This window comes from Pseudomonas sp. RL_5y_Pfl2_69, from assembly GCF_963970465.1.
Classification (GTDB): Bacteria; Pseudomonadota; Gammaproteobacteria; order Pseudomonadales; family Pseudomonadaceae; genus Aquipseudomonas.
Window position 1 is genome coordinate 80881 of record NZ_CAXAOU010000007.1, and the last position, 18811, is coordinate 99691.

Annotated in this window: 19 protein-coding genes and 1 pseudogene; 12 read left to right on the forward strand and 8 right to left on the reverse strand. The window is 52.4% G+C overall.

Features of this window, described 5'->3' with window-relative positions; all coding sequences use genetic code 11:
• Nucleotides 1–19 precede the first annotated feature (19 nt).
• From AACY07_RS13750 to AACY07_RS13780, 7 genes are all read left to right on the forward strand, one after another.
• Complete coding sequence (locus tag AACY07_RS13750) at nucleotides 20–709, forward strand: phage tail protein (protein WP_445261379.1); 690 nt, start codon at nucleotides 20–22, stop codon at nucleotides 707–709.
• Complete coding sequence (locus tag AACY07_RS13755) at nucleotides 648–1259, forward strand: hypothetical protein (RefSeq protein ID WP_445261380.1); 612 nt, start codon at nucleotides 648–650, stop codon at nucleotides 1257–1259. The genes AACY07_RS13750 and AACY07_RS13755 overlap by 62 nt, the downstream gene beginning before the upstream one ends.
• Nucleotides 1260–1268: 9 nt before the next feature.
• On the forward strand, nucleotides 1269–2114 hold the full coding sequence (locus AACY07_RS13760) for a phage tail protein (RefSeq protein ID WP_339475284.1): 846 nt from the start codon (nucleotides 1269–1271) through the stop codon (nucleotides 2112–2114).
• Complete coding sequence (locus tag AACY07_RS13765; RefSeq protein WP_339475285.1) at nucleotides 2089–2298, forward strand: tail protein X; 210 nt, start codon at nucleotides 2089–2091, stop codon at nucleotides 2296–2298. The genes AACY07_RS13760 and AACY07_RS13765 overlap by 26 nt, the downstream gene beginning before the upstream one ends.
• 68 nt (nucleotides 2299–2366) lie before the next feature.
• Nucleotides 2367–3404, forward strand: a complete 1038-nt coding sequence (locus AACY07_RS13770) for a phage late control D family protein (RefSeq protein ID WP_339475287.1) — start codon at nucleotides 2367–2369, stop codon at nucleotides 3402–3404.
• A gap of 326 nt (nucleotides 3405–3730) precedes the next feature.
• Entirely contained in the window at nucleotides 3731–4276 is a 546-nt protein-coding gene (locus tag AACY07_RS13775; protein ID WP_339475290.1) for a glycoside hydrolase family 19 protein, read from the forward strand.
• Nucleotides 4273–4764: a lysis protein gene (locus AACY07_RS13780; protein ID WP_339475292.1), complete on the forward strand. Its 492-nt coding sequence runs from the start codon at nucleotides 4273–4275 to the stop codon at nucleotides 4762–4764. Before AACY07_RS13775 ends, AACY07_RS13780 begins: the two co-directional genes overlap by 4 nt.
• A 421-nt stretch (nucleotides 4765–5185) precedes the next feature.
• Here the strand turns inward: AACY07_RS13780 and AACY07_RS13785 are convergent, their stop codons facing one another.
• From AACY07_RS13785 to AACY07_RS13805, 5 genes are all read right to left on the reverse strand, one after another.
• Nucleotides 5186–5404: a hypothetical protein gene (locus AACY07_RS13785; protein WP_339475295.1), complete on the reverse strand. Its 219-nt coding sequence runs from the start codon at nucleotides 5402–5404 to the stop codon at nucleotides 5186–5188.
• A gap of 835 nt (nucleotides 5405–6239) precedes the next feature.
• Entirely contained in the window at nucleotides 6240–6662 is a 423-nt protein-coding gene (locus AACY07_RS13790; protein ID WP_339475298.1) for a MarR family winged helix-turn-helix transcriptional regulator, read from the reverse strand.
• A complete protein-coding gene (locus AACY07_RS13795; protein ID WP_339475301.1) occupies nucleotides 6652–7530 on the reverse strand; it encodes an alpha/beta hydrolase family protein in 879 nt (292 codons plus the stop codon). The genes AACY07_RS13790 and AACY07_RS13795 overlap by 11 nt, the downstream gene beginning before the upstream one ends.
• Nucleotides 7531–7854: 324 nt before the next feature.
• Nucleotides 7855–8211: an MmcQ/YjbR family DNA-binding protein gene (locus AACY07_RS13800; RefSeq protein WP_339475303.1), complete on the reverse strand. Its 357-nt coding sequence runs from the start codon at nucleotides 8209–8211 to the stop codon at nucleotides 7855–7857.
• Between the two features lie 413 nt (nucleotides 8212–8624).
• A complete protein-coding gene (locus AACY07_RS13805; RefSeq protein WP_339475305.1) occupies nucleotides 8625–9551 on the reverse strand; it encodes an alpha/beta hydrolase in 927 nt (308 codons plus the stop codon).
• A 121-nt stretch (nucleotides 9552–9672) separates the two neighbouring features.
• Here AACY07_RS13805 and AACY07_RS13810 point away from each other — a divergent pair, with 121 nt between their 5' ends.
• Entirely contained in the window at nucleotides 9673–10611 is a 939-nt protein-coding gene (locus AACY07_RS13810; protein WP_010656357.1) for a LysR family transcriptional regulator, read from the forward strand.
• A 560-nt stretch (nucleotides 10612–11171) separates the two neighbouring features.
• Here the strand turns inward: AACY07_RS13810 and AACY07_RS13815 are convergent.
• The gene (locus tag AACY07_RS13815; RefSeq protein ID WP_133079715.1) at nucleotides 11172–12098 is read right to left on the reverse strand and encodes a LysR substrate-binding domain-containing protein; all 927 of its coding nucleotides are present in this window, start codon (nucleotides 12096–12098) and stop codon (nucleotides 11172–11174) included.
• Nucleotides 12099–12289: 191 nt separating this feature from the next.
• Between AACY07_RS13815 and AACY07_RS13820 the strand changes: the two genes are divergently transcribed.
• The 4 genes from AACY07_RS13820 (at nucleotide 12290) to AACY07_RS13835 (ending at nucleotide 16178) form a co-directional block, all read left to right on the forward strand.
• Complete coding sequence (locus AACY07_RS13820) at nucleotides 12290–13621, forward strand: dicarboxylate/amino acid:cation symporter (RefSeq protein ID WP_339475309.1); 1332 nt, start codon at nucleotides 12290–12292, stop codon at nucleotides 13619–13621.
• A gap of 50 nt (nucleotides 13622–13671) precedes the next feature.
• A complete protein-coding gene (ttdA, locus tag AACY07_RS13825; RefSeq protein WP_133079713.1) occupies nucleotides 13672–14571 on the forward strand; it encodes a L(+)-tartrate dehydratase subunit alpha in 900 nt (299 codons plus the stop codon).
• Nucleotides 14568–15176: a L(+)-tartrate dehydratase subunit beta gene (gene ttdB / locus AACY07_RS13830; protein WP_055101368.1), complete on the forward strand. Its 609-nt coding sequence runs from the start codon at nucleotides 14568–14570 to the stop codon at nucleotides 15174–15176. Before ttdA ends, ttdB begins: the two co-directional genes overlap by 4 nt.
• 135 nt (nucleotides 15177–15311) lie before the next feature.
• Nucleotides 15312–16178, forward strand: a complete 867-nt coding sequence (locus tag AACY07_RS13835) for an isocitrate lyase/PEP mutase family protein (protein WP_339475315.1) — start codon at nucleotides 15312–15314, stop codon at nucleotides 16176–16178.
• A gap of 1025 nt (nucleotides 16179–17203) precedes the next feature.
• On the opposite strand, the pseudogene AACY07_RS13840 reads toward AACY07_RS13835, so the two are convergent.
• Nucleotides 17204–17686 (reverse strand): annotated as a pseudogene (locus AACY07_RS13840) (integrase); the annotation flags it as partial.
• A 672-nt stretch (nucleotides 17687–18358) separates the two neighbouring features.
• Nucleotides 18359–18658: a hypothetical protein gene (locus AACY07_RS13845; RefSeq protein WP_339475317.1), complete on the reverse strand. Its 300-nt coding sequence runs from the start codon at nucleotides 18656–18658 to the stop codon at nucleotides 18359–18361.
• Nucleotides 18659–18811: the final 153 nt, after the last annotated feature.

An 18811-nucleotide genomic window follows, 5' to 3' on the forward strand; every position in this document is an offset into this window, starting at 1 on the left:
CACTTAATTAGGCACATTCATGGCAGAGCAAAACACGTTGTATATCGCCATGCTGACGGATGTTGGCGCGGCGCAGCAGGCCAAGGCGATCGCAAATGGCACACCCTGGAACATCACCCATATGGGCGTGGGCGACGGTAATGGCATTACCCCGATTCCGTCGAAGCTGCAAAAGAACCTGGTTAACGAAAATTTGCGCCTCAAACTGAACCGCCTGACGGTCCGCGCGGACCGCCCGGTGATCAGTGCCGAGCTGATCCTGCCGTCAAATGTGGGCGGATGGTGGGTGCGTGAGGTTGGGTTGTATGACTCGACCGGCGCGCTAGTGGCGGTGGCCAGTTATCCGCCGACCTACAAGCCAACGCTGGCCCAGGGCACTGGACGCACTCAGGGTATCCGCCTGCAGATTCTGGTCAGCAGCACGGCCAACATCACGATTCAGGATGACCCGACGCTGGTGACAGCGACTCTCTCGACCGTGCGCGAAGAAATCGGCAAGGGCGAGGCGGGAAGTGCCGTCAAACTCAAGACGGCGCGCACTATCTCGGTGTCAGGTGCTGCTACGGGCGAGGCCCAATTTGATGGATCGAACAATGCCCAAATCGCCCTGACGTTGGCCGATACCGCCGCGTTTGGGCGCTCGATTGATGAACGCCGTTGGCACTATCAGCAAGGCGGGGAAAGCCATCCCTGCCGGCTCGCTATTTGAGGCGGGCATCAAGGCCTTTGACACCTACACCACAGCCAAGACCGCCCAAGAGAAAGCCGAAGGCTACGGCGGTGCTGCCGGTGGCTTGGCCGGGTCGGTGGCGGGTGCAGCGGCCGGTGCGGCGATCGGCTCCGTTGTTCCGATCATTGGCACGGCGATGGGCGGGCTGGTTGGCGCGTTCCTGGGGGGCATGGGTGGCGACACCGTGGGCGGTATGTTCGGCAAAACGTCGTTTGCCAAGTCGCTGTTTGGCAGCGATGCAGAGCCGGGTGATGTGGTGCGTTCGATGAGCGCGCAGTCCGGTCGGTCACAAGCCCCGTCGCCTTTGGTGCTCAAGTCTGAATCCAAGCCGGCGCCGATCGATCAGAAGTTCACTTTTGCCCCGCATATGCCCATTACGGTTCAGGGTGATGTGAAAGACCCCGACGAGCTGATGCGCAAGCTGCAACCCATGATGCAGGGCCATTTGAATGACTTCGCCCGGCAGATGGAAGACAACGCCAGCCGGGCCAATGACCGCAAGCTATACGACGCCCCACACATCGGGTAAGGAGGTGATATGCCCTATATGGAGCAGATGCAAAGCACGGTCAGTTACTTGGCCACGGCCGGGGAGGCTGGGCGGCGAAGTCTTGACGGGATGATGGGGCCGGTAAACGGCGCAATCAGTGAAATGACCGGCGCGGCCTCTGAGCTGGAGACCCTGCCGGTCATTGGGCCGATGGTCGGAGAAAAGCTGCAGCGGGTCATGCGCGGTATCAGCGCTGCACAGGCAAAGGTGGGCTCGGTGGTCGCGGTCTACAACCAAGCCGCCCGTGCCGCCTCGCAGATCGAGCAGCGGCTGGAGGTGCTGGGTGAACAGGCAACCCGGGCAAAAAACGCGATCAACCAGATTGCCGGCAAGATCAATCCCGCACTGGGCAACATACTGCCGACTAGCATTTTTGCCACCGACACCACTCCGGCGGTGGAAGCGGTGAAGCCGTTCCCCCACTTGCTGATCCTGCAGCCGCACAAGCATGAGGCGCCGCCGTATTACTTCAATCTGGATACGGCAGCCTTTGAGGAACTGAACCGGCAGAGCGGTTTCCGCTGGGCCTCGCAAGAGCGCCTGATGCGGCGGCCGGCACAGCAGGCGGTGGGCATGGGCGACGATAAAATCACCCTCAAAGGTTCGATCTTTCCCGGGCACCGGGGCGGCCTCAAGCAACTGGACACCCTGCGCAGCATCGGCGGGTTATTGGTGCCTTTGGGCCTGACCACGGGCTATGGCTACGTCCTAGGGGATTGGTGCCTGACCTCGATCACCGAGGACCAAAGCGCGTTCCTGCAGGGCGGAATCCCCCGCAAGCAGGGCTTTAGTTTGGAGTTTGTTCGTTATGGCGAAGACCTGCAGAACGCTTGACGGCGACAAACTCTACACCATCTGTCACAACGCCTATGGCCACCTCAACGGCAGCGTGGAGGCGGTGCTGGAAGCCAACCCCGGGCTGGCCGCCGAGCCGGAGCCGTATCGCGGCGGGGTACTGATCGTGTTGCCGAGCTTGGCGGTGGCCAGCGATGAGCAGGCCGTCCAGCTCTGGAGCTGATAGTTACGCGTAACGCGACTTAAAACCTGAGCCCCGCCTTTGTGCGGGGCTTTTTGTTGGAGCTGGATATGACGCCCGTTTTTCGCATCGTCGCCGATGGCAGCGATATCACCCGCATGATCAATGACCGGCTGCTGCTGTTGCGCACCTCGGACAAGCCCGGGATGGAGTCAGACGAGTTTGAGTTGCGCATTGATGACCGTGACAGCGCTGTGACGTTGCCGTCTCGGGGTGCCAGTATCGAAATCTATCTGGGCTATGCCGGGTCGACCTTGTTCCGGGAGGGCCGCTATGTGGTCGATGAGGTCGAAGTCTCCGGCCCGCCGGACACGCTGGTGATACGCGGCAAGGCCAGTGACATGCGCGGCAGCGGCAAGACCACCCGTAGCGGTAGCTGGGAGGGCGACACCCTGGCCACCATCGTCAGCGCCGTGGCCCGGCGTAACGGCTGGGAACCGGCCTGCACGGTGGCCACGATCGTGCCCCGGGCTGACCAGTTGGGGGAATCAGACTTCAATTTCATTACCCGGCTGGCCCGGCAGCACGACTGCACGGCCAAGGTCGCGGACGGCAAGCTGATCGTCATGCCGCGTCAGGGCGGTGTCACGGCCAGCGGCAAGACACTGGGCGTCGTCACCATCAACAAAACGGAGGTCAGCCGCTACAGTTTTCGGCTGGGCGATCGCTCGACCCACAAGGCCGTCAGCACCAAGTATCAGGACAAGGCCACCGGCAAACTGGCGGTGGTGAATCTGAACAACGACGACGCCCCGGATGGCCTGCCGCCGGTGCATACCGATCGGCATATCCACCCGAACAAGACCGCCGCCGAACAGGCCGCCAAGGCGCGCTTGGCCGCATTCAATCGCTCGACTGCAGGTGTGCGGCTGGAAATGCCCGGGCGCTCTGATCTGTTCGCAGAGCGGATGATCAACGCACAGGGGTTCAAGAACGGGCTCGATGGTGAGTATCTGGTGGACTCCCGGGAACAGGTCTTCACGCAGTCTGGCTGGTCGACGACGATCGAGTGCAACGCCGGCAAGAAGGGCAAGGCCAAGGTCAAAGGCAAGAAGCCTGAGAAGACTCTAAAAATCGTTCAGCTCTAACCCGACGACCTACACATCTTGGACTTTTTCAAGGTGGTGAGAAGCCCACTCGTCAGCGGCGAATATGGATTTTTCGCTGAGTTAACGTACTGGGAAAAGTCCCCGTATCGCCTCTAAATGCATACAGAGTTGCTCTGTAGATAGCAGTCGATCGAGAGCAGTGTAGGTCACGTATCTTACGATACGCCCACATCCATCCACGCTTAGAGAATGTACTCATGACGTTGCTTCCGGGCAATAATTTTGGGAGTTGGAACAATATCAAATAGCCACTAACGAATGTTATAGCTCTAAATATTAAGTTTTTATAAAAAACTGGAGGCCTTATGCCTATTTCAAAGCAGCAACTGCTGCGTATTTTTCCTAACGCCGGCCAGTCAGCCGGCGTTTTTGTTCCTGTGTTAAACACGGCAATGGTGCGTTATCAGATCGTAGGCACATTGCGCCAGGCAGCTTTTATCGCCCAGGTCGGACATGAAAGCGGTCAGTTCCGTTATGTGCGCGAACTGGGAGGCGAACAGTACCTGAGCAAGTACGACACCGGCTCACTTGCCAAACGCTTGGGCAACACGCCAGAAGCTGATGGTGACGGTCAAAAGTATTGCGGTCGTGGCCTGATCCAGATCACCGGCCGGGCCAACTACTTGGCGTGCGGCGAAGCACTGGGCCTTGACCTGATTAAGCAGCCTGAACTTCTGGAGTTACCTCAGTACGCCTGCATGTCAGCGGCATGGTTTTGGGCAACCAAGGGCCTGAACACGCTTGCTGACGCTGGCCAGTTCGACAAGATCACTCAGCGCATCAACGGTGGCCAGAATGGTGCTGCCGATCGGCAGGCATTGTATGCCCGGTCGCTCAAGGTGTTGGCATGAGTTCGGTTCGCTGGCTAGTGCTTGCGCTGCTGGCCATTGCTTGTTTTGCCACATGGAAAGTGGACGCCTGGCGGTACGGGAAACAAGTGGCAGAACTGAGCGCGACACATCATGCCGACCTAACTGCCATTTCCAACGCTGCAGCCGCTCAGGCGCGCCAGGCGCTGGAGAAGCAGCAGGCCACGCAGAAGGCCCTGACCGAACTCGACGCCAAAGCAACCAAGGAGATGACAAATGCACTCGCTGAAAATGAAAGGCTGCACGCTGATGTTGCCGCTGGTGATCGCCGGCTGCGCATCGCAGGGCGCTTTAGTGCCAGTAGCGGCAATTTGTCCGATGCCACCAGCACCGCCCGCTTGGATGATGGTGGAACCGTCGAAGTCGCTGGAGCTGCTGGACGAACTGTTCTCGATATCAGGGCAGGTATCATTAAAGACCAAGCAGCCTTGAAGGGGTTGCAGGAGTATGTGCTGAGGGTGTGTCGTTAAGATCGCGCAGGCTCAGTCGCATTTCATGTACGCTGCAGTGAGCTAAGCTCCTACTATAGGTAAAAGCTTTGTGCTCAGAAAGGTAATGATCATGGACACGGGCTTCATCTGGACTTCAGTTTTGCTAATGTCTCTCTGGATCGTAACCGTATCATTGATCGTGTACACGATAGCTCAATAGTCAGAAAGGCAAAGCCCCGGAGTTTCGCGGCTCCAGGGCTTCTATTTTCGCCTCCATCCCTTAATGTCTGGCGAACGTGGAGAAGAGACTACCAGCGATGTATGGATTGTTCACTACCGCGATAGGTGGATTGTGCATAGTTTCAACGCTTAGGCGCGCGATCTATATTTGCGTGACAGTCGCCGGCAGTTTTTTACTAAGACAGGCGATTCATGGTGTCTTCGTTTAGATCTTTACTGATCACAGCATCAGCGCCATGGTTCGTGCTTGGGCTACTGCCTCTATCACCTGATAAATCCTAAATATATCTGCCTGTCTCAGGGCGTTGACCACTTCTAAAGCCTCTACAAAGCTTTCGGCCTTTTCAGTAGCCAAGTAAATCTGCTGGGTGTCGGTGGCTTGTTCTATTGCGCCCAACCGGTTGTGCAGGCCAGCTAGAACTTGGTCTGGAATGTTCATGCTGGAGAAAGGATCTATGGCGAAGCCAGCGCGCGCGTTCATTCTGATACGACGCTAGTTTGGGCACCTACTGCAACAGCGGCGTCCAGAAAAGTTGCAGCTAGGCAATGTGAAAGTCCTCCTTGCCTAGCTAATGAGTTGAGCCAGCCGGCCAGTCGTATAGTGCTACGAGCTTGCTGTAAGCCAACTGCATGCATGTGCTGGAATAGTTGCGCTTGAAGAGCAACTGGGGATATAGACACTACTTGTGGGTTCAAGTTAATGGCTATTCGTTCGGCCAGTTGTGCAGTGTTAATTGATACGGTGCGTAACTCGCGTAGACAGTGTTCGTATGACGGCGTGACGGGTAACGGCATAAAAAACCTCCTACAGAATAAGTAGCTGGTAGGTCTTAAGCTAGCAGAAGGCACGTGTCATGTCAGTCTAGATACGAGTGGGTTCTTAGGCCAACCCAGAAGGGCAGTAATGCAAGGAGGGTGAACGCATAGTGCAGTATTGTTTTGAGAGGTATACCGGGGCGTTGAGAGTAATGCGGCGGGAGATCGTTAATCAAGGTAAAGCATCGCGAGGCGTCGTCGCAGTGAGTGCGAGATGCAAGTCAATGATTTAATTTGATTTTTTGGAAGTAAATAAGCATGGGGTGCTAGTGTCAGAACCAGCGGTTCCTATGGCCCAATATCCAGATTCGACCCATAACAGCCCTTCGCAAAGGGCTGTGTTCGGCCAATAGCGGTCATTCAGCGCAGCTGGGAATGGCCGGGAGCTGCCAACCGCAGCCCCATTGGCCTTGCTTTACGAATACGGGATTTTGGGTAGTTGCAGGCAGTGCACACAGTCATTGGCAACGTTGACGCACAGCGGTTAGCCAACGGGAAACTACCTCTAACTCTTTATCGGTAAATTCTTCCGTCAATGTCGCGTTCAATTGGCCTAATTTGGTCGTCGCCAGTAATGCTGCTTCTAATCCTGCCTGTGTTAGCCAGAGCCGGTAACTGCGCTTATCTTGTCCATCGACTCGACGATCGATCAACCCTGACTTCACCATTCGATCCGCTAACCCCGTCATGGCCGATGGCGCGATATCCAAGGCAGATGCCACTTCTCCGCTGAGTGCCCCATCTTTGGCGCGGATTACAAACAGAGCTCCGGCTTGAGTTGCACTGATGCCTGCGGTATTCGATACGTGCCGTTCAATATGCCTGGATAAACTTTTTTGAGCTGAGTTCAATAGATAAATGTAGCGACGATCATGCTTCATATTGATTTTCCAGCAATTGGGTATTCAGCCAAGCGACTACTATCGGCCACAGTTTGTCAGCATGCCGATGACGGAAGAACCCCAAATGGCCGATAGAAGATCCTTCACTGTCTTCGGGGCCTAATTGGCGGCGTTCAACAGTGCACTTAGTTAGATGCCCCATCATCAGGTCGATAGCTTGCGCCGGTGCCCAAGGATCATCATTGAAACCTAACGCCAGAATAGGTATCGAAGGTCGAGAAAATCTGGCAGCTGCGTTAACTGATGGGTCATCAAAAAAGTAATTGCGAAGGCTTGTCCAGCGTGACCACTCGAGCATGACATTCGCAGGAATATCCTCTCCGAGGCCCAGTCTGCGGCCCGGAACGTAACCGAAGAGTTTGGCGGTTAGAGGCCCTATGATTTTAAGCAGTACCGATACTTTCAAGCGCTCCATACCTGGCTTTATAAATCTGAGACAACCTGCATGTGAACATACAGTCACAGCTGCTCGCAACTTGCGACTGCTAGCACTCAACCCAATGGCGTGGCCACCAAAGCTGTGGCCTACAGCCAAATGGGCAAGGCCTGGGTAATGCTCAGACACCCACTGCGTTACGGCCTCGACATCGTTGTCAGCCCACGACGTAAATCCGGCTTTAACATCCTTCGGATGTGGCCCATCCCTACCGACGCCCCGGTAGTTGTATGTGATGACAGTGAAGCCGTTCTCTGTCAAAAATTGTGCAAAAGCGAAATACATTCGTTCGGTGACAGCCGTCGCAGGATTGATTTGAACGACTGCTCTAGCAGCGCCAATCGCCTCGTGAACATGGAGGTTTACAGGACTACCATCAGGGCAAATAGCTGTGTTTTGTACTGGGCTCATGGGATTATTTCGCATGTGAAATAATATACTTAACATGAGAAGTACACGCTCATCAAGCCATTGCTACATGTCGCGCTTGTCTTAGGGCTTGTGGCAAGTTAGATCTGGCTAATTTTTCTCACGACGGTTGCCCTTTGAATTGATCGCGGAAGGGCGTTGGTGACCGCTTTTGACCTGGAACTGCCCTTCGTAACAGGCTGCTCCCGGCCAGAAGCAAACGTTCGTGCAAGGTTGCAATCGGTCAAAATAGCCAAACACCACCGGATGGTGGAGCGTAAATAAAATCTGTAGAACCGAATAACCATGATTCGTCAGTTCGAACCTCTACTTAGTTAACTCGTAACTATCTTGAATGAGTTCGTGTATGTGTTCGGTTGCTACTGAGCCGTCCAAAACCACACTGATCCAGTGCTCTTTGTTCATGTGGTAACCCGGAAGAATCCCCTCCATTTGACGAAGTGAACCCGCTTTGGCCGGATTGCATTTCACATCCAAAATATCAACCTCTCCCTCGCCTGCAAGACCTAGTTTTTCCTTGGGTACGTTCATCACTATTCCAAACCATTTCTCAGATCCCGCGTGCCTTAGGACGGCGTACTTTGGGAATTTACTCCAAGGGTAATCAGGCTGGATATCGAACTCTTTCTCAACATAGCTCAAGACTGCTTTTCTGGATGGCATGGGACTGTCCTTGGGCATTGATTATTTGTTAGCTGAGGAGCCATCTGGCAATAGCATTATGGCTATGCTCGGCTATGCGTCGCCACCATGCACTTACATATGCACAGAGCAATACCCAAGGTGTAGCTCATGCGGGTGTGTGCTGCCGAACCTTGAATCGTCCCTTGATCGTAGTCATATCCAAGCGGCCGCTTTTGGCCGAAAGCAGCCTGTCACGAAAGACAGCTCCCGGCCAATAGCGGTCATCGACCGTCAACTAAAGCAGGGGGCGACTCAACATGAGCGCCGGAAAAACTCTAGCTTTGGACCTCGTCGTCAGCGCAGGCTCATACCCATCCTGGGTTAGCACCTTTGCTTTAATGTCAATGTGTTAACTGCGACAGCCGGGATAGTTGTCGCGGCTGATCTACGCGTTAAGGATTAGCCTCGGCCAAGCCTGCCTCAATGAAGCGCACCGAACTCTCCATGGCCTGCTGACCTTCTGGCAGCATGGTGGCGTAGAAGTGCCAGGCGTGGAACATCGCAGGCCATACTTCCAGGTTTACGCGAACGCGGTTATCAGCCAGGTGAGTTGCAAGGCGCATTGCATCACTCAACATCAGCTCGTTCTCGCCGATCTGCACTAGGATTGGTGGAAGACCGGTGACGTCCGCGAACACAGGTGAGGCCAGAGGATGATTGGCCAATGTGTCGCCTAGGAATGCTCTAGCGAGGATGTCCAGGACAGGCTTGGAGTTCAGAGGATCCAGACCCTCACGGTTGCTCATGGAAGCACCGGTGTGTTCAAGGTTTGCCCATGGTGATATGGAGGAGCCAACCGCAGGCAATGGAAGCCCTTTCGATTTTGCCGCAACCATGACGCTGACAACCATCGCGCCGCCAGCCGACTCGCCAGAGAACGCAATTTTGTTAGCTGGGATTTTCTGCTCAAGCAGCCACTCGTAGGCGCGTAGTGTGTCCTCAATAGAGGCTGGGAACTTGTGCTCAGGAGCAAGGCGATAGTCCGGCATGTACACACGAGCACCGAGCATTTTCGCGTAATTGCCGCCGATGCCGTGGTAGCCGTCTGGACGACCTACAATGTAAGCGCCGCCGTGGATGTACATCACTACTGCGTCAGTTTTGATCTCGTCCGGGGTAACCAGTGTGCCGGGTACGCCACCCATGTCGACTGCTTCGAATTTAACGCCAGCTGGCGCTGGATTTTGCGCGAGCATTTTTGCGTAAGTGTCGCGGATATCGCTCATTTTTGTGGTGGTATCGATTCCCTTCAGAACGGGTACCAGATCGCTAAGGCTGTTGGCCCAAGTTTGGACGGCTGCTTGGACTTTAGTGTTCATAATGACCTCAATTGATCGTTGGGAGTGGATTAGCTAATTGAGATACTATGCTTAATATTGGGGAATAGGGTTCCCCATAACAGGTGCTAAGCCGCCCGAACGTTGAGACCCCTGAGGCCCCATGGAACTCCATAACCTGAACGATATCGCAGCGTTTGTAAGCTCGGTAAACGCTGGAAGCTTCACTGCGGCGGCCAAGCAACTTGGCCTTACGCGCTCTGCGGTGGGGAAGTCGATAGTCAGGCTCGAGGCTCGTTTACAGGTACGTTTACTGAATCGCACTACGCGTAGCTTGAGCATGACGGATGACGGCCAGGTTCTTTATGAGCGCTGTGTGGGCATTCTGCAGGATCTGGACGACGTGGAGGATGCCCTTGCGTTTCGTCGTTCGACACCCAGTGGACGACTTCGGATGAGCCTGCCGGTAGCATTAGGCAGACTTCATGTCCTTCAGCACATTGAGTGCTGTCTTAAGGATTGGCCCTCCTTGAGCGTCGATATCACATTTTCCGACAGGCTGGTCGATCTGATCGATGAGGGATTTGATCTGGCCATGCGCATCGGGCCACCCAAGGAAGACTCTCGGTTGCTCACGCGCACAGTGGCCTATCAACAAATGATTACCTGCGCTTCACCCAAGTATCTGGCTGAGCATGACGAGCCTAAAACGCCTGAGGATTTATCCAAGCACCAGTGCCTGCATTTCGTGAGCGGTGGGAGATTGCTTCCTTGGAATTTTCGCGTGAATGGTAGCTCCGTGCCCGTTACTCATGGTGGAAGGCTACAGATGGACAGTGCTGAGTCATTGCACCAGTCAGCTGTCGCTGGCCTAGGCATCGCGACTCTTCCTTCCTATGTGGTAAATGACGATTTGAGGAGCGGCAAACTCGTTCAATTGCTCGCAGGGTATGCAGAGGCCGCAGAGCCTATTCGGGTGATTTACCCTAGCAAGCGACATCTCTCTCCCAAAATTCGTCTCTTCATCGATAAGCTTGTGGAGGCTTGGTCGCCTTGTCCGCCATGGGAGCGTCATTCGGCAATTCCTACGTTTGCACCCTAAGCGAAGCCGTCTGGCTGAACCGACGCTCAGACACCCTAGATCACCTCGACCTTAATCATGGCGTCTGTATTTCCAACAGTTTACAACTCAAATATTTGAAGGGACGCTTTTGGCCGATTTCTGCCTGTCACCAAGGGCTGCCACCGACCCAAAGCTGCCGGTGGCGAACAGCAGCGATTGGCCGATAGCAGTAGCTCAGCAATCCATCTATAGGGTACGCACGCTTCGTTAATTGATGAGCGGTGTATTGTCGATGGAGCGCCGGAATAGGGGGTAAATCGGTTCCGCACCTCAAAAGGAAACCCTTTATATACTTGACGCTCAGGTGCATAAATCTGAAGCATTTGCGGAATCGAAATAACAGTAAGTTACTGTTTTATATGTGAAAAATAGTGGATTGCAAATCCGCCTACGCCAGTTCTAGTCCGGCTTCGGCCTACATAACTCCGTAAATTTGGATCTCGTTACGATGAGAGGGCTTCGACTGATCTCATAGGTCCGGTAGTCTGCTTTCGGCCAATCGCGGTCACAGAACGTCTACGAAAGCTGGGGCAATTCATTTACTGCCACGCAACTAGGCTATCACCTGGCCCATCAGCATGATGTTGGAAGAACTCACGGAGATGCTGGACAAATAATGAGACCTTGGCAGACAGGTTGAGGCGTTCAAGATAGACAGCATAGATGTCCGCAGGAGGCGTTTCATAGTCAGCCAAGATTTCGACCAGCTTACCAGTGCGCAGGTAATCTGCGAGGTTCCATTCTGCTCGCATCAGGATGCCATGTCCGTCAAGCGCCCATTTCAGCGCTACCTCTCCGTCGTTAGTGCTGAGACTGCCATGCACTTTAACCGACTCAGATTGCTTGCCCCGACTTAACCGCCAACTGCCGAAGGCAGAGTCGTTTTGGCGCAGAACTATACATTTATGCTGCATAAGATCCTTGGGGGTATCTGGGGTGCCGAAAGTCTTAAGGTAGGCGGGTGCAGCACACAGCCGACGGCGGTTAACTGCAATTTTGCGGGCGATCAATCGAGAGTCGGGCAAGTCTCCAAAGCGGATAGCGACGTCGATTGCATCATCTGGCAAGTTGATGGGCCGGTCGGTTAGATGGAGTTGTACCTCTACCTCAGGATAGCGTTTTACAAACGAAGAAATCGCAGGCCCCACGTGCGTTCTACCGAAGCCCAGAGGAGCATTCACACGTAACAGTCCTTTGGGCTCTGCTCGGCTACTTGAGACTTGGCGCTCCATTTCTTCGATCTCGCGCAGAATGCGCTGAGCATTTACAAGGTAGGTCTCGCCCTCAGCTGTGAGACTGATGCTGCGTGTTGTTCGATTGAGCAATCGTACGCCAAGCCGTTGCTCCATTTGAACCAGTCGCTTCGATACTGCCGGAGGGGTCAGATTCATTTCTCTTGCTGTAGCAGCCAGGCTACCAACTCTGATTAACAGGGTAAAAAAAGCCAATTCAGACACCTGGTTCATAATTAACTCTAGGTAAACAATGAAGTAACTTTCATTGTATTACAGCATTTCAAAAAAACCATTACCTTTGTAACCGTGTTTAGCCAAAAAAAATCTGAGGCGGCTTTCCACTGCGGCATGCCTATGCCTGCACCGGAAGACTACCCAGTCGCGCAAATAATCCGACTCATAAAAATAATGCGGAGAAGGCTATGGTCAAGCGACTCATAGGGAAGCTGTATGTACAAGTTCTGATCGGTGTTGCCCTTGGCATTACACTTGGTGTGTTTTGGCCTCAGGTTGGTGTTGATTTGAAGCCGCTGGGCGATGCCTTTATCAGACTGATAAAGATGGTTTTTGCTCCGATAATTTTTGCCACTGTAGTTCTCGGCATCGCAAAGATGGAGAACATGAAAGAACTAGGTCGTGTGGGTGCGAGGGCATTGATTTACTTCGAGGTGCTATCGACGTTTGCACTGGTGTTGGGTCTTGTGGTTGTCAACCTCGTCAAGCCTGGTGCAGGCATGAACGTCGACGTGTCGACCCTCGACACTGCGAGCATCGCAACATACACCGCAGCAGCGCAAAACACAGGCAGCTTCACTGACTTCTTGATGCAGATCATACCTGCTAGCGTTACTGATGCATTTGCCAAGAACCAGATTTTGCCGATCCTGCTTTTCTCCACCTTGTTCGGTATCGCTTTAGCGCACCTAGGACCTCGTGGAAAACCCATGGTCGATGTACTGGAGTCGTTCTCACATGGCATGTTCCACATCGTCGGCATAATCATGCGTGTGGCACCGCTTGCCGCTTGTGGCGCTATGGCTTTTACCGTCGGTAAATATGGCCTCGGGTCAATTGTCTCCCTCGGCAAACTAGTAGCGACTATGTATCTCACCTGCTTTCTCTTCGTGGTGATCGTATTAGGATTTGTTGCACGCATATCCGGCTTCAGTTTATGGAAGTTCCTTAAGTATCTTAAGGAGGAACTTTTCACCGTTCTCGGAACTAGCTCATCGGAGTCAGTAGTGCCTCAACTGATGACCAAGCTGGAGAAGGTCGGAGTGTCCAAGCCGGTCGTGGGGCTTGTGATCCCTTCAGGCTTGACCTTCAACCCCGATGGTCAATGCATCTACTACACCATGGCAGCCATCTTCATAGCCCAAGCCACTAATACACCACTTTCTCTGATGGATCAGCTGATTGTACTTGGTGTGCTGTTGCTGACCTCCAAAGGCTCAGCTGGAGTAACAGGCTCCGGCTTTATCACTCTTGCCGCTACGTTAGCAACTATGGACAACATTCCAGTCGCTGGCATGGTGCTGTTACTCGGTGTTGATCGTTTCATGTCAGAAGCTCGCGCGATTACCAACACGATTGGTAATGCTGTGGGCACCATGGCTATCGCCAAGTGGGTCGGTGCACTCGATAGAAAACAGATGAATTTTGTGCTCGATGGTCAGCCGGTGCCGGAGCAAGTGCCTCCAATTGAATCTTTAACGTTGAACCAGACCGTGAAACCACCAGTAGTTGGCGTTTAAACCGTAAACGCCTGCACTAATAGCCGTGTGATGCAGTAAGGAGAAGTAAATTGGACAAAGAATCAGCTGTTGTATCGCTCACAGACACTCTGGCGAAATTCACAGCCTATATTGGTAAGCGCCTGCCCACAGACGTAAAGAAAAAAACGGCGCAGTTGCGCGCAGCAGAAACAAATCCGCTGGCAATTGCCGTTTATGACTCGATGGCCGAGAACCAGGATTACGCCGACAAGCTTGACCGACCAAGCTGTCAGGATACCGGCGTTATTCAGTATTTCATCTCTGCCGGTGCTGGATTCCCGTTGCTCAGTGAGTTGGAAGGTATTCTCGAGAACGCAACTAAAGAAGCCACCATTAAAGGCCCGCTGCGCCACAACGCAGTGGAAACCTTCATCGAGAAAAATACAGGCACTAACACTGGTTCGAAAATCCCATGGCTTGACTGGGAAATTATCCCCAATGCAGATTACGCGATAGTAGATGTTTATATGGCTGGTGGCGGTTGCACTCTGCCAGGATCGGCAAAGGTACTGATGCCAGGCCAAGGTTACGAAGGTATCACTGAGTTTGTTTTTGACGTGATTACCTCTCGCGGCATCAACGCCTGTCCGCCGCTGCTGGTAGGCGTCGGCGTATCGACCTCGGTGGAAACAGCGGCACGCCTATCGAAGAAGGCAATTCTGCGCCCGGTAGACTCTAGTCACCCGAACGAGAGTGCCGCCTTAATGGAGCGTTTGCTTGAAGATGGTCTCAACGAAATCGGTATTGGTCCGCAGGGTTTGACCGGTAACAGTAGTGTTATGGGCGTCAATATCGAGTCTTCCGCGCGCCACCCGTCAACGATTGGTGTGGCAGTTTCCACAGGCTGCTGGGCTCACCGCCGCGGCAAAATTCGGATCAACGCTGACCTATCTTATGAAATCTTGTCCCACGAAGGAGTAGTTCTGTGAAAAAGGTACTCAGCACACCAATCAAGGATGAAGATCTCGCAGACCTCAACGTCGGTGATGTAATTTACCTAACCGGTCAATTAGTGACTTGTCGCGACGTAGCGCACCGTCGTCTTATCGAACTTAAGCGCGAATTGCCGGTAGACCTGCGCGGTGGAGCGATTTTCCACGCAGGCCCCATCGTTCGCAAAAAAGATGATGGCACCTTCGAGATGGTTTCTATAGGTCCCACCACTAGCATGCGAATGGAAAAGTTCGAAAAGGAATTTATCGAGCAAACCGGAGTTAAGCTGATCGTAGGCAAGGGTGGCATGGGACCTGAAACTACCACAGGGTGCCTGGAAAATAAGGCAGTTCATGCGGTTTTCCCTGGTGGTTGCGCAGTATTGGCGGCGACTCAGGTTGAAGAAATTGTGCGTGCCGAGTGGCAAGACCTAGGTATGCCGGAAACCTTGTGGGTGAATCGCGTTCGTGAATTCGGCCCGCTGATTATCTCGATTGATACTAAAGGCAATAATTTGTTCGAGCAGAATAAGCTTCGGTTCAATGAACGGAAAGGTTCTGTCATCGATAAAATCAACGCTCAGGTCCGTTTTATAAAGTAAATTGACTAGGCGGTCACGACCACGGTAACCGTGCCGTGGCCGCTTAACAGCGACGTACTCGCGTAGGCGCTGTTTATCCCCTCTCGTTGTATGTGTTGTAAAACTTTTCCCCAGAATAAAAATTAAGAGATAGTCATGTCCAAAGTCTCTCATCACGAACTGCGTAATCAATTTCATGCGCTGCTTGCCAGTCAAGTCACTTTCCAAACAGCATCTGTATTTGATCCAATGTCGGCGCGTATTGCCGCTGATCTTGGTTTTGAGGTCGGTATTCTTGGTGGTTCCGTCGCCTCCTTGCAAGTACTAGGTGCTCCAGATATTGCCCTTATTACGTTGTGTGAGTTTGTCGAGCAGGCGACACGAATAGGTCGTGTCGCACGGCTGCCTATTATCGCCGATGCAGATCACGGGTATGGTAATGCCCTCAATGTGATGCGTACCGTGGCGGAGTTAGAACGTTCTGGAGTGGCCGCACTTACACTTGAAGACACACTGCTGCCGGGACAATATGGACGAAAGTCTTTCGACCTGATTAGTATTGACGAAGGCGTTGGAAAACTTAGTGCTGCTCTTACAGCTCGAGAGGATAGCGCGCTTGCGATCATTGCTCGAACCCATGCCGGCATGCAACCACTCACCGAAGTTATCTATCGCACGCGTGCCTACCAAAGATCTGGGGTCGACGGAATTTGCTTGGTTGGGGTTAAAGACTTTGAACATCTTGAAGCTATTTCCGAGGGTCTAAGTGTCCCGCTGATGTTAGTAACATATGGCAATTTATTGTTGCGCGATGAAAAGCGTTTGGCCGAATTGGGTGTGCGAATCATCGTGAATGGTCATGCTGCTTACTTTGCGACCATAAAGGCCACCTACGATAGTTTGCGGCAACAGCAAGGTTTTCCTTCCGTAACCGGCTTGGATGCTTCGGAACTTGTGAGCAAGTACACCTCTTCTTCAGATTACATAAATTGGGCGCGGGAATATATGAGCGTAAACGAGTAGGCGGGTGGGGTGAAGCTTATATAGTATTTTATTGATCTAAATAGACCAGGCAATATTAGAAGTTTTTGCTGTTTTTAGATGAGGGGGAGTCATTATATTAAGCAGTCGGCGACCGAAATAAAGTTTGCAAGTGGTCTATTATGTTTAGGGTGGTATCATGGATATCCACCATATTGTCTTGACTGTCAGTTATAACTAGATATCCCAAAGAACCGCAATCGACTGTGTCGACGCGGCCAGGCCGAGGCGATGAGCGACTAATGTACGACCTTCTCAGGACGGGTATGATCTACGCTTCACGATCGTTACTGAATGCTGCTGCCATCCTGGGGCCGTGCCTAGATTAAAAGTTTTTAACTTTCTACATTGAGCAGGCACTGACCTAGCATAGGTTAGGAATGGGGAAAGTGTATCAATACGCATGAAGGTTTTTAGAGTAACTCTTTCTCGGTAATAGATGTAATATCCTTGAAGTTTACTGTGCTCTCGATGTTGGTATTGGCAGTGTTATCAGTTCGATCTCTAAAACTGTGTCTAGAAAAGCCGGGGCGATTCAAGTCACGGATAAAACACCATCATTTTTTGAATTTGTTGCCAATCAGTTTTCATTCGAACTCCTTTTCATTGTTGTCTTTCAGTAGGATACGTTGAGCGTCTTTCTGTGGACAGGTGAAAGGTAGGTTATGGCCGAATGCTGAAGATCACCTGGTAATGCTAGTCCTTAATATTGGGATACTAGGGCTAGGGTGGCGGCATACCAAAATCTGCGCAAAATCTTTGCTGGAGGCCACGGTTTATCGTTTGCTAATGCACGAGAAACCGTTGATTTTGCGATCCGGGATTAAGTAATTTATTATTCAATTACAATGACTTAGTGTTTTATAAGATCGAACATGGGGTGCTAGGGGTCGAGTGTTCGAATCACTCCGTCCCGACCATATTCTGTAAGGGGATCAAGTACTTAGGTGCTTGATCCCCTTTCTCGTTTCTGGCCTGCGCAAAACTGGCGCAAAATGCGCGCAAAACTATCCGGTGATTTCACTGATATTCAGGTCCGGAACCGCATCCGACCAGATCACATCGGCGTGGTCTTTCTGGTAGTTCTTGGTCATGGTCTCGCTGGCATGGTCCGCAATAGCCTGACCATCTTTACCGGCTCTTTTGTACAGGTGCAGCGACAGCGCACGCACTTCATGAAAGCCCGGCATTTCCTCTTCTTTCCAATCCGCATAACAGCCAGCAAGTTCCCGCGCCTCTTTAAAAGAGCGCGTTAGAAAGCGATCCTCAACCTTATTCCAGTGTTCTTTGGTCTGCGCCTGCTTCAGCAGCAGTCGTTGCGGCTTGCGATGAATCAGGAAGGGTGAGGCGATGTTGTCCTGGCAGCGGGTTATGACGGTCTGCAGTTCGTCAGTCACCTTGAAACGAATCCACGCGGTATCGCTGGCCTAGGCAGTCTTCTTTTGTACCAGGTAAAGGAAGCCATCCCGAACGCCATCAAAGCGCATCATTATGAGGCTGGAAATTGTCTATGGCGGCGGGGGCAGTCCAAGTTCTGGGCGGCAGTATCGCAACACCTCGTACGTTCACTTCCGCCGGGTTAGAGAAGCTTCGAAAGAATGGCGCAATGCTGGCTTGGAGAGACGCATGTGATGAGGTGTTCGCGCGTATGAGAAAGGACGTTTAGTATCTGCGTTCGCGATGTCTGCTTCTGGCCGGGATGCCATATCAGGGCAGGGATCATTGCCGACCAAGCAGCCTTCAGAGCGGTGCAGACGTATATCAGGGATGCTGCCAGCGACCCTAGGAGGCCCGAGTTTCGCTTTGTCTTTTTGCGGCTAGCTCTTTTTGACGGTTCTTCTTATCCAATTTGTAGCCCCGCCAGAGTGTGGCGATACCGAAAACAAGCAGTAGTGGTATCTGATAGATGGGCACTATTTACTCTCTGGAAAAATAGACGCACAGAAGGATTTGGCTGCATCGTGCAATATTTTTCCGAAGCGCTCAGGTGCGTGACTAGTGAGCGGCGATTTGATGGTGGGTTGATCAGGGCTTAAAGAAAAGAAAGACCTGCGAGCAGGCCATGGTGGCCTGCTGCAGTAACATTCAGGAGTAGCGAGCAATAATATTTTTTGTTTTTGTAGACTCTTAGCTCGCTACTATCTTGTGTTGATTTATTGTATTTAAGATGCGCTTCGGCAGCTCTGGCAGCGCCATCCCTTATAACTTTCTGATTTCTCAAGCGCTGTAACCAAATCACGACCGCCTATACTATTTTGGCAGTTGTTATGTTTTTCATTTGGTTCTTTTATCCCCTCGCATTGTTTTTTCAGGAAGGGGCTTACCACTGCCTGCTGCCTTGACGAAAGCGCTCTAAACCCCTTGTTTACAGCTAGCTTGGCAAAGCTTTGTACGCTTGGCTTTTCACCTTGAAATGCGTTCTGCGCGATAAGGGCCGAGAAAATCTCTCGCTCGATAGTCATTCGTTAATCCTTTATTAAATCAACAAGTTTGCTCATGTTTTTTTCTTGTTCTGAGCAATGCGACAGCATACATTATCATTAGGTATGGTTTTATTGAACTGGGTTTCCATCCAGCTACAAAAGACAAGGCTTCTCATTTTTGGTCAGTAAATA

What these genes read in the sequence shown, in the direction of transcription:
- AACY07_RS13760 (WP_339475284.1), top strand. Translation starts at nt 1,269, where the DNA reads ATGCCCTATATGGAGCAGATGCAAAGCACGGTCAGTTACTTGGCCACG.
- AACY07_RS13800 (WP_339475303.1), bottom strand. Translation starts at nt 8,211, where the DNA reads ATGCCATCCAGAAAAGCAGTCTTGAGCTATGTTGAGAAAGAGTTCGAT.
- AACY07_RS13780 (WP_339475292.1), top strand. Translation starts at nt 4,273, where the DNA reads ATGAGTTCGGTTCGCTGGCTAGTGCTTGCGCTGCTGGCCATTGCTTGT.
- AACY07_RS13805 (WP_339475305.1), bottom strand. Translation starts at nt 9,551, where the DNA reads ATGAACACTAAAGTCCAAGCAGCCGTCCAAACTTGGGCCAACAGCCTT.
- AACY07_RS13770 (WP_339475287.1), top strand. Translation starts at nt 2,367, where the DNA reads ATGACGCCCGTTTTTCGCATCGTCGCCGATGGCAGCGATATCACCCGC.
- AACY07_RS13790 (WP_339475298.1), bottom strand. Translation starts at nt 6,662, where the DNA reads ATGAAGCATGATCGTCGCTACATTTATCTATTGAACTCAGCTCAAAAA.
- AACY07_RS13750 (WP_445261379.1), top strand. Translation starts at nt 20, where the DNA reads ATGGCAGAGCAAAACACGTTGTATATCGCCATGCTGACGGATGTTGGC.
- AACY07_RS13765 (WP_339475285.1), top strand. Translation starts at nt 2,089, where the DNA reads ATGGCGAAGACCTGCAGAACGCTTGACGGCGACAAACTCTACACCATC.
- AACY07_RS13835 (WP_339475315.1), top strand. Translation starts at nt 15,312, where the DNA reads ATGTCCAAAGTCTCTCATCACGAACTGCGTAATCAATTTCATGCGCTG.
- AACY07_RS13755 (WP_445261380.1), top strand. Translation starts at nt 648, where the DNA reads ATGAACGCCGTTGGCACTATCAGCAAGGCGGGGAAAGCCATCCCTGCC.
- AACY07_RS13845 (WP_339475317.1), bottom strand. Translation starts at nt 18,658, where the DNA reads ATGACTATCGAGCGAGAGATTTTCTCGGCCCTTATCGCGCAGAACGCA.
- AACY07_RS13820 (WP_339475309.1), top strand. Translation starts at nt 12,290, where the DNA reads ATGGTCAAGCGACTCATAGGGAAGCTGTATGTACAAGTTCTGATCGGT.
- AACY07_RS13785 (WP_339475295.1), bottom strand. Translation starts at nt 5,404, where the DNA reads ATGAACATTCCAGACCAAGTTCTAGCTGGCCTGCACAACCGGTTGGGC.
- AACY07_RS13810 (WP_010656357.1), top strand. Translation starts at nt 9,673, where the DNA reads ATGGAACTCCATAACCTGAACGATATCGCAGCGTTTGTAAGCTCGGTA.
- AACY07_RS13775 (WP_339475290.1), top strand. Translation starts at nt 3,731, where the DNA reads ATGCCTATTTCAAAGCAGCAACTGCTGCGTATTTTTCCTAACGCCGGC.
- AACY07_RS13815 (WP_133079715.1), bottom strand. Translation starts at nt 12,098, where the DNA reads ATGAACCAGGTGTCTGAATTGGCTTTTTTTACCCTGTTAATCAGAGTT.
- AACY07_RS13795 (WP_339475301.1), bottom strand. Translation starts at nt 7,530, where the DNA reads ATGAGCCCAGTACAAAACACAGCTATTTGCCCTGATGGTAGTCCTGTA.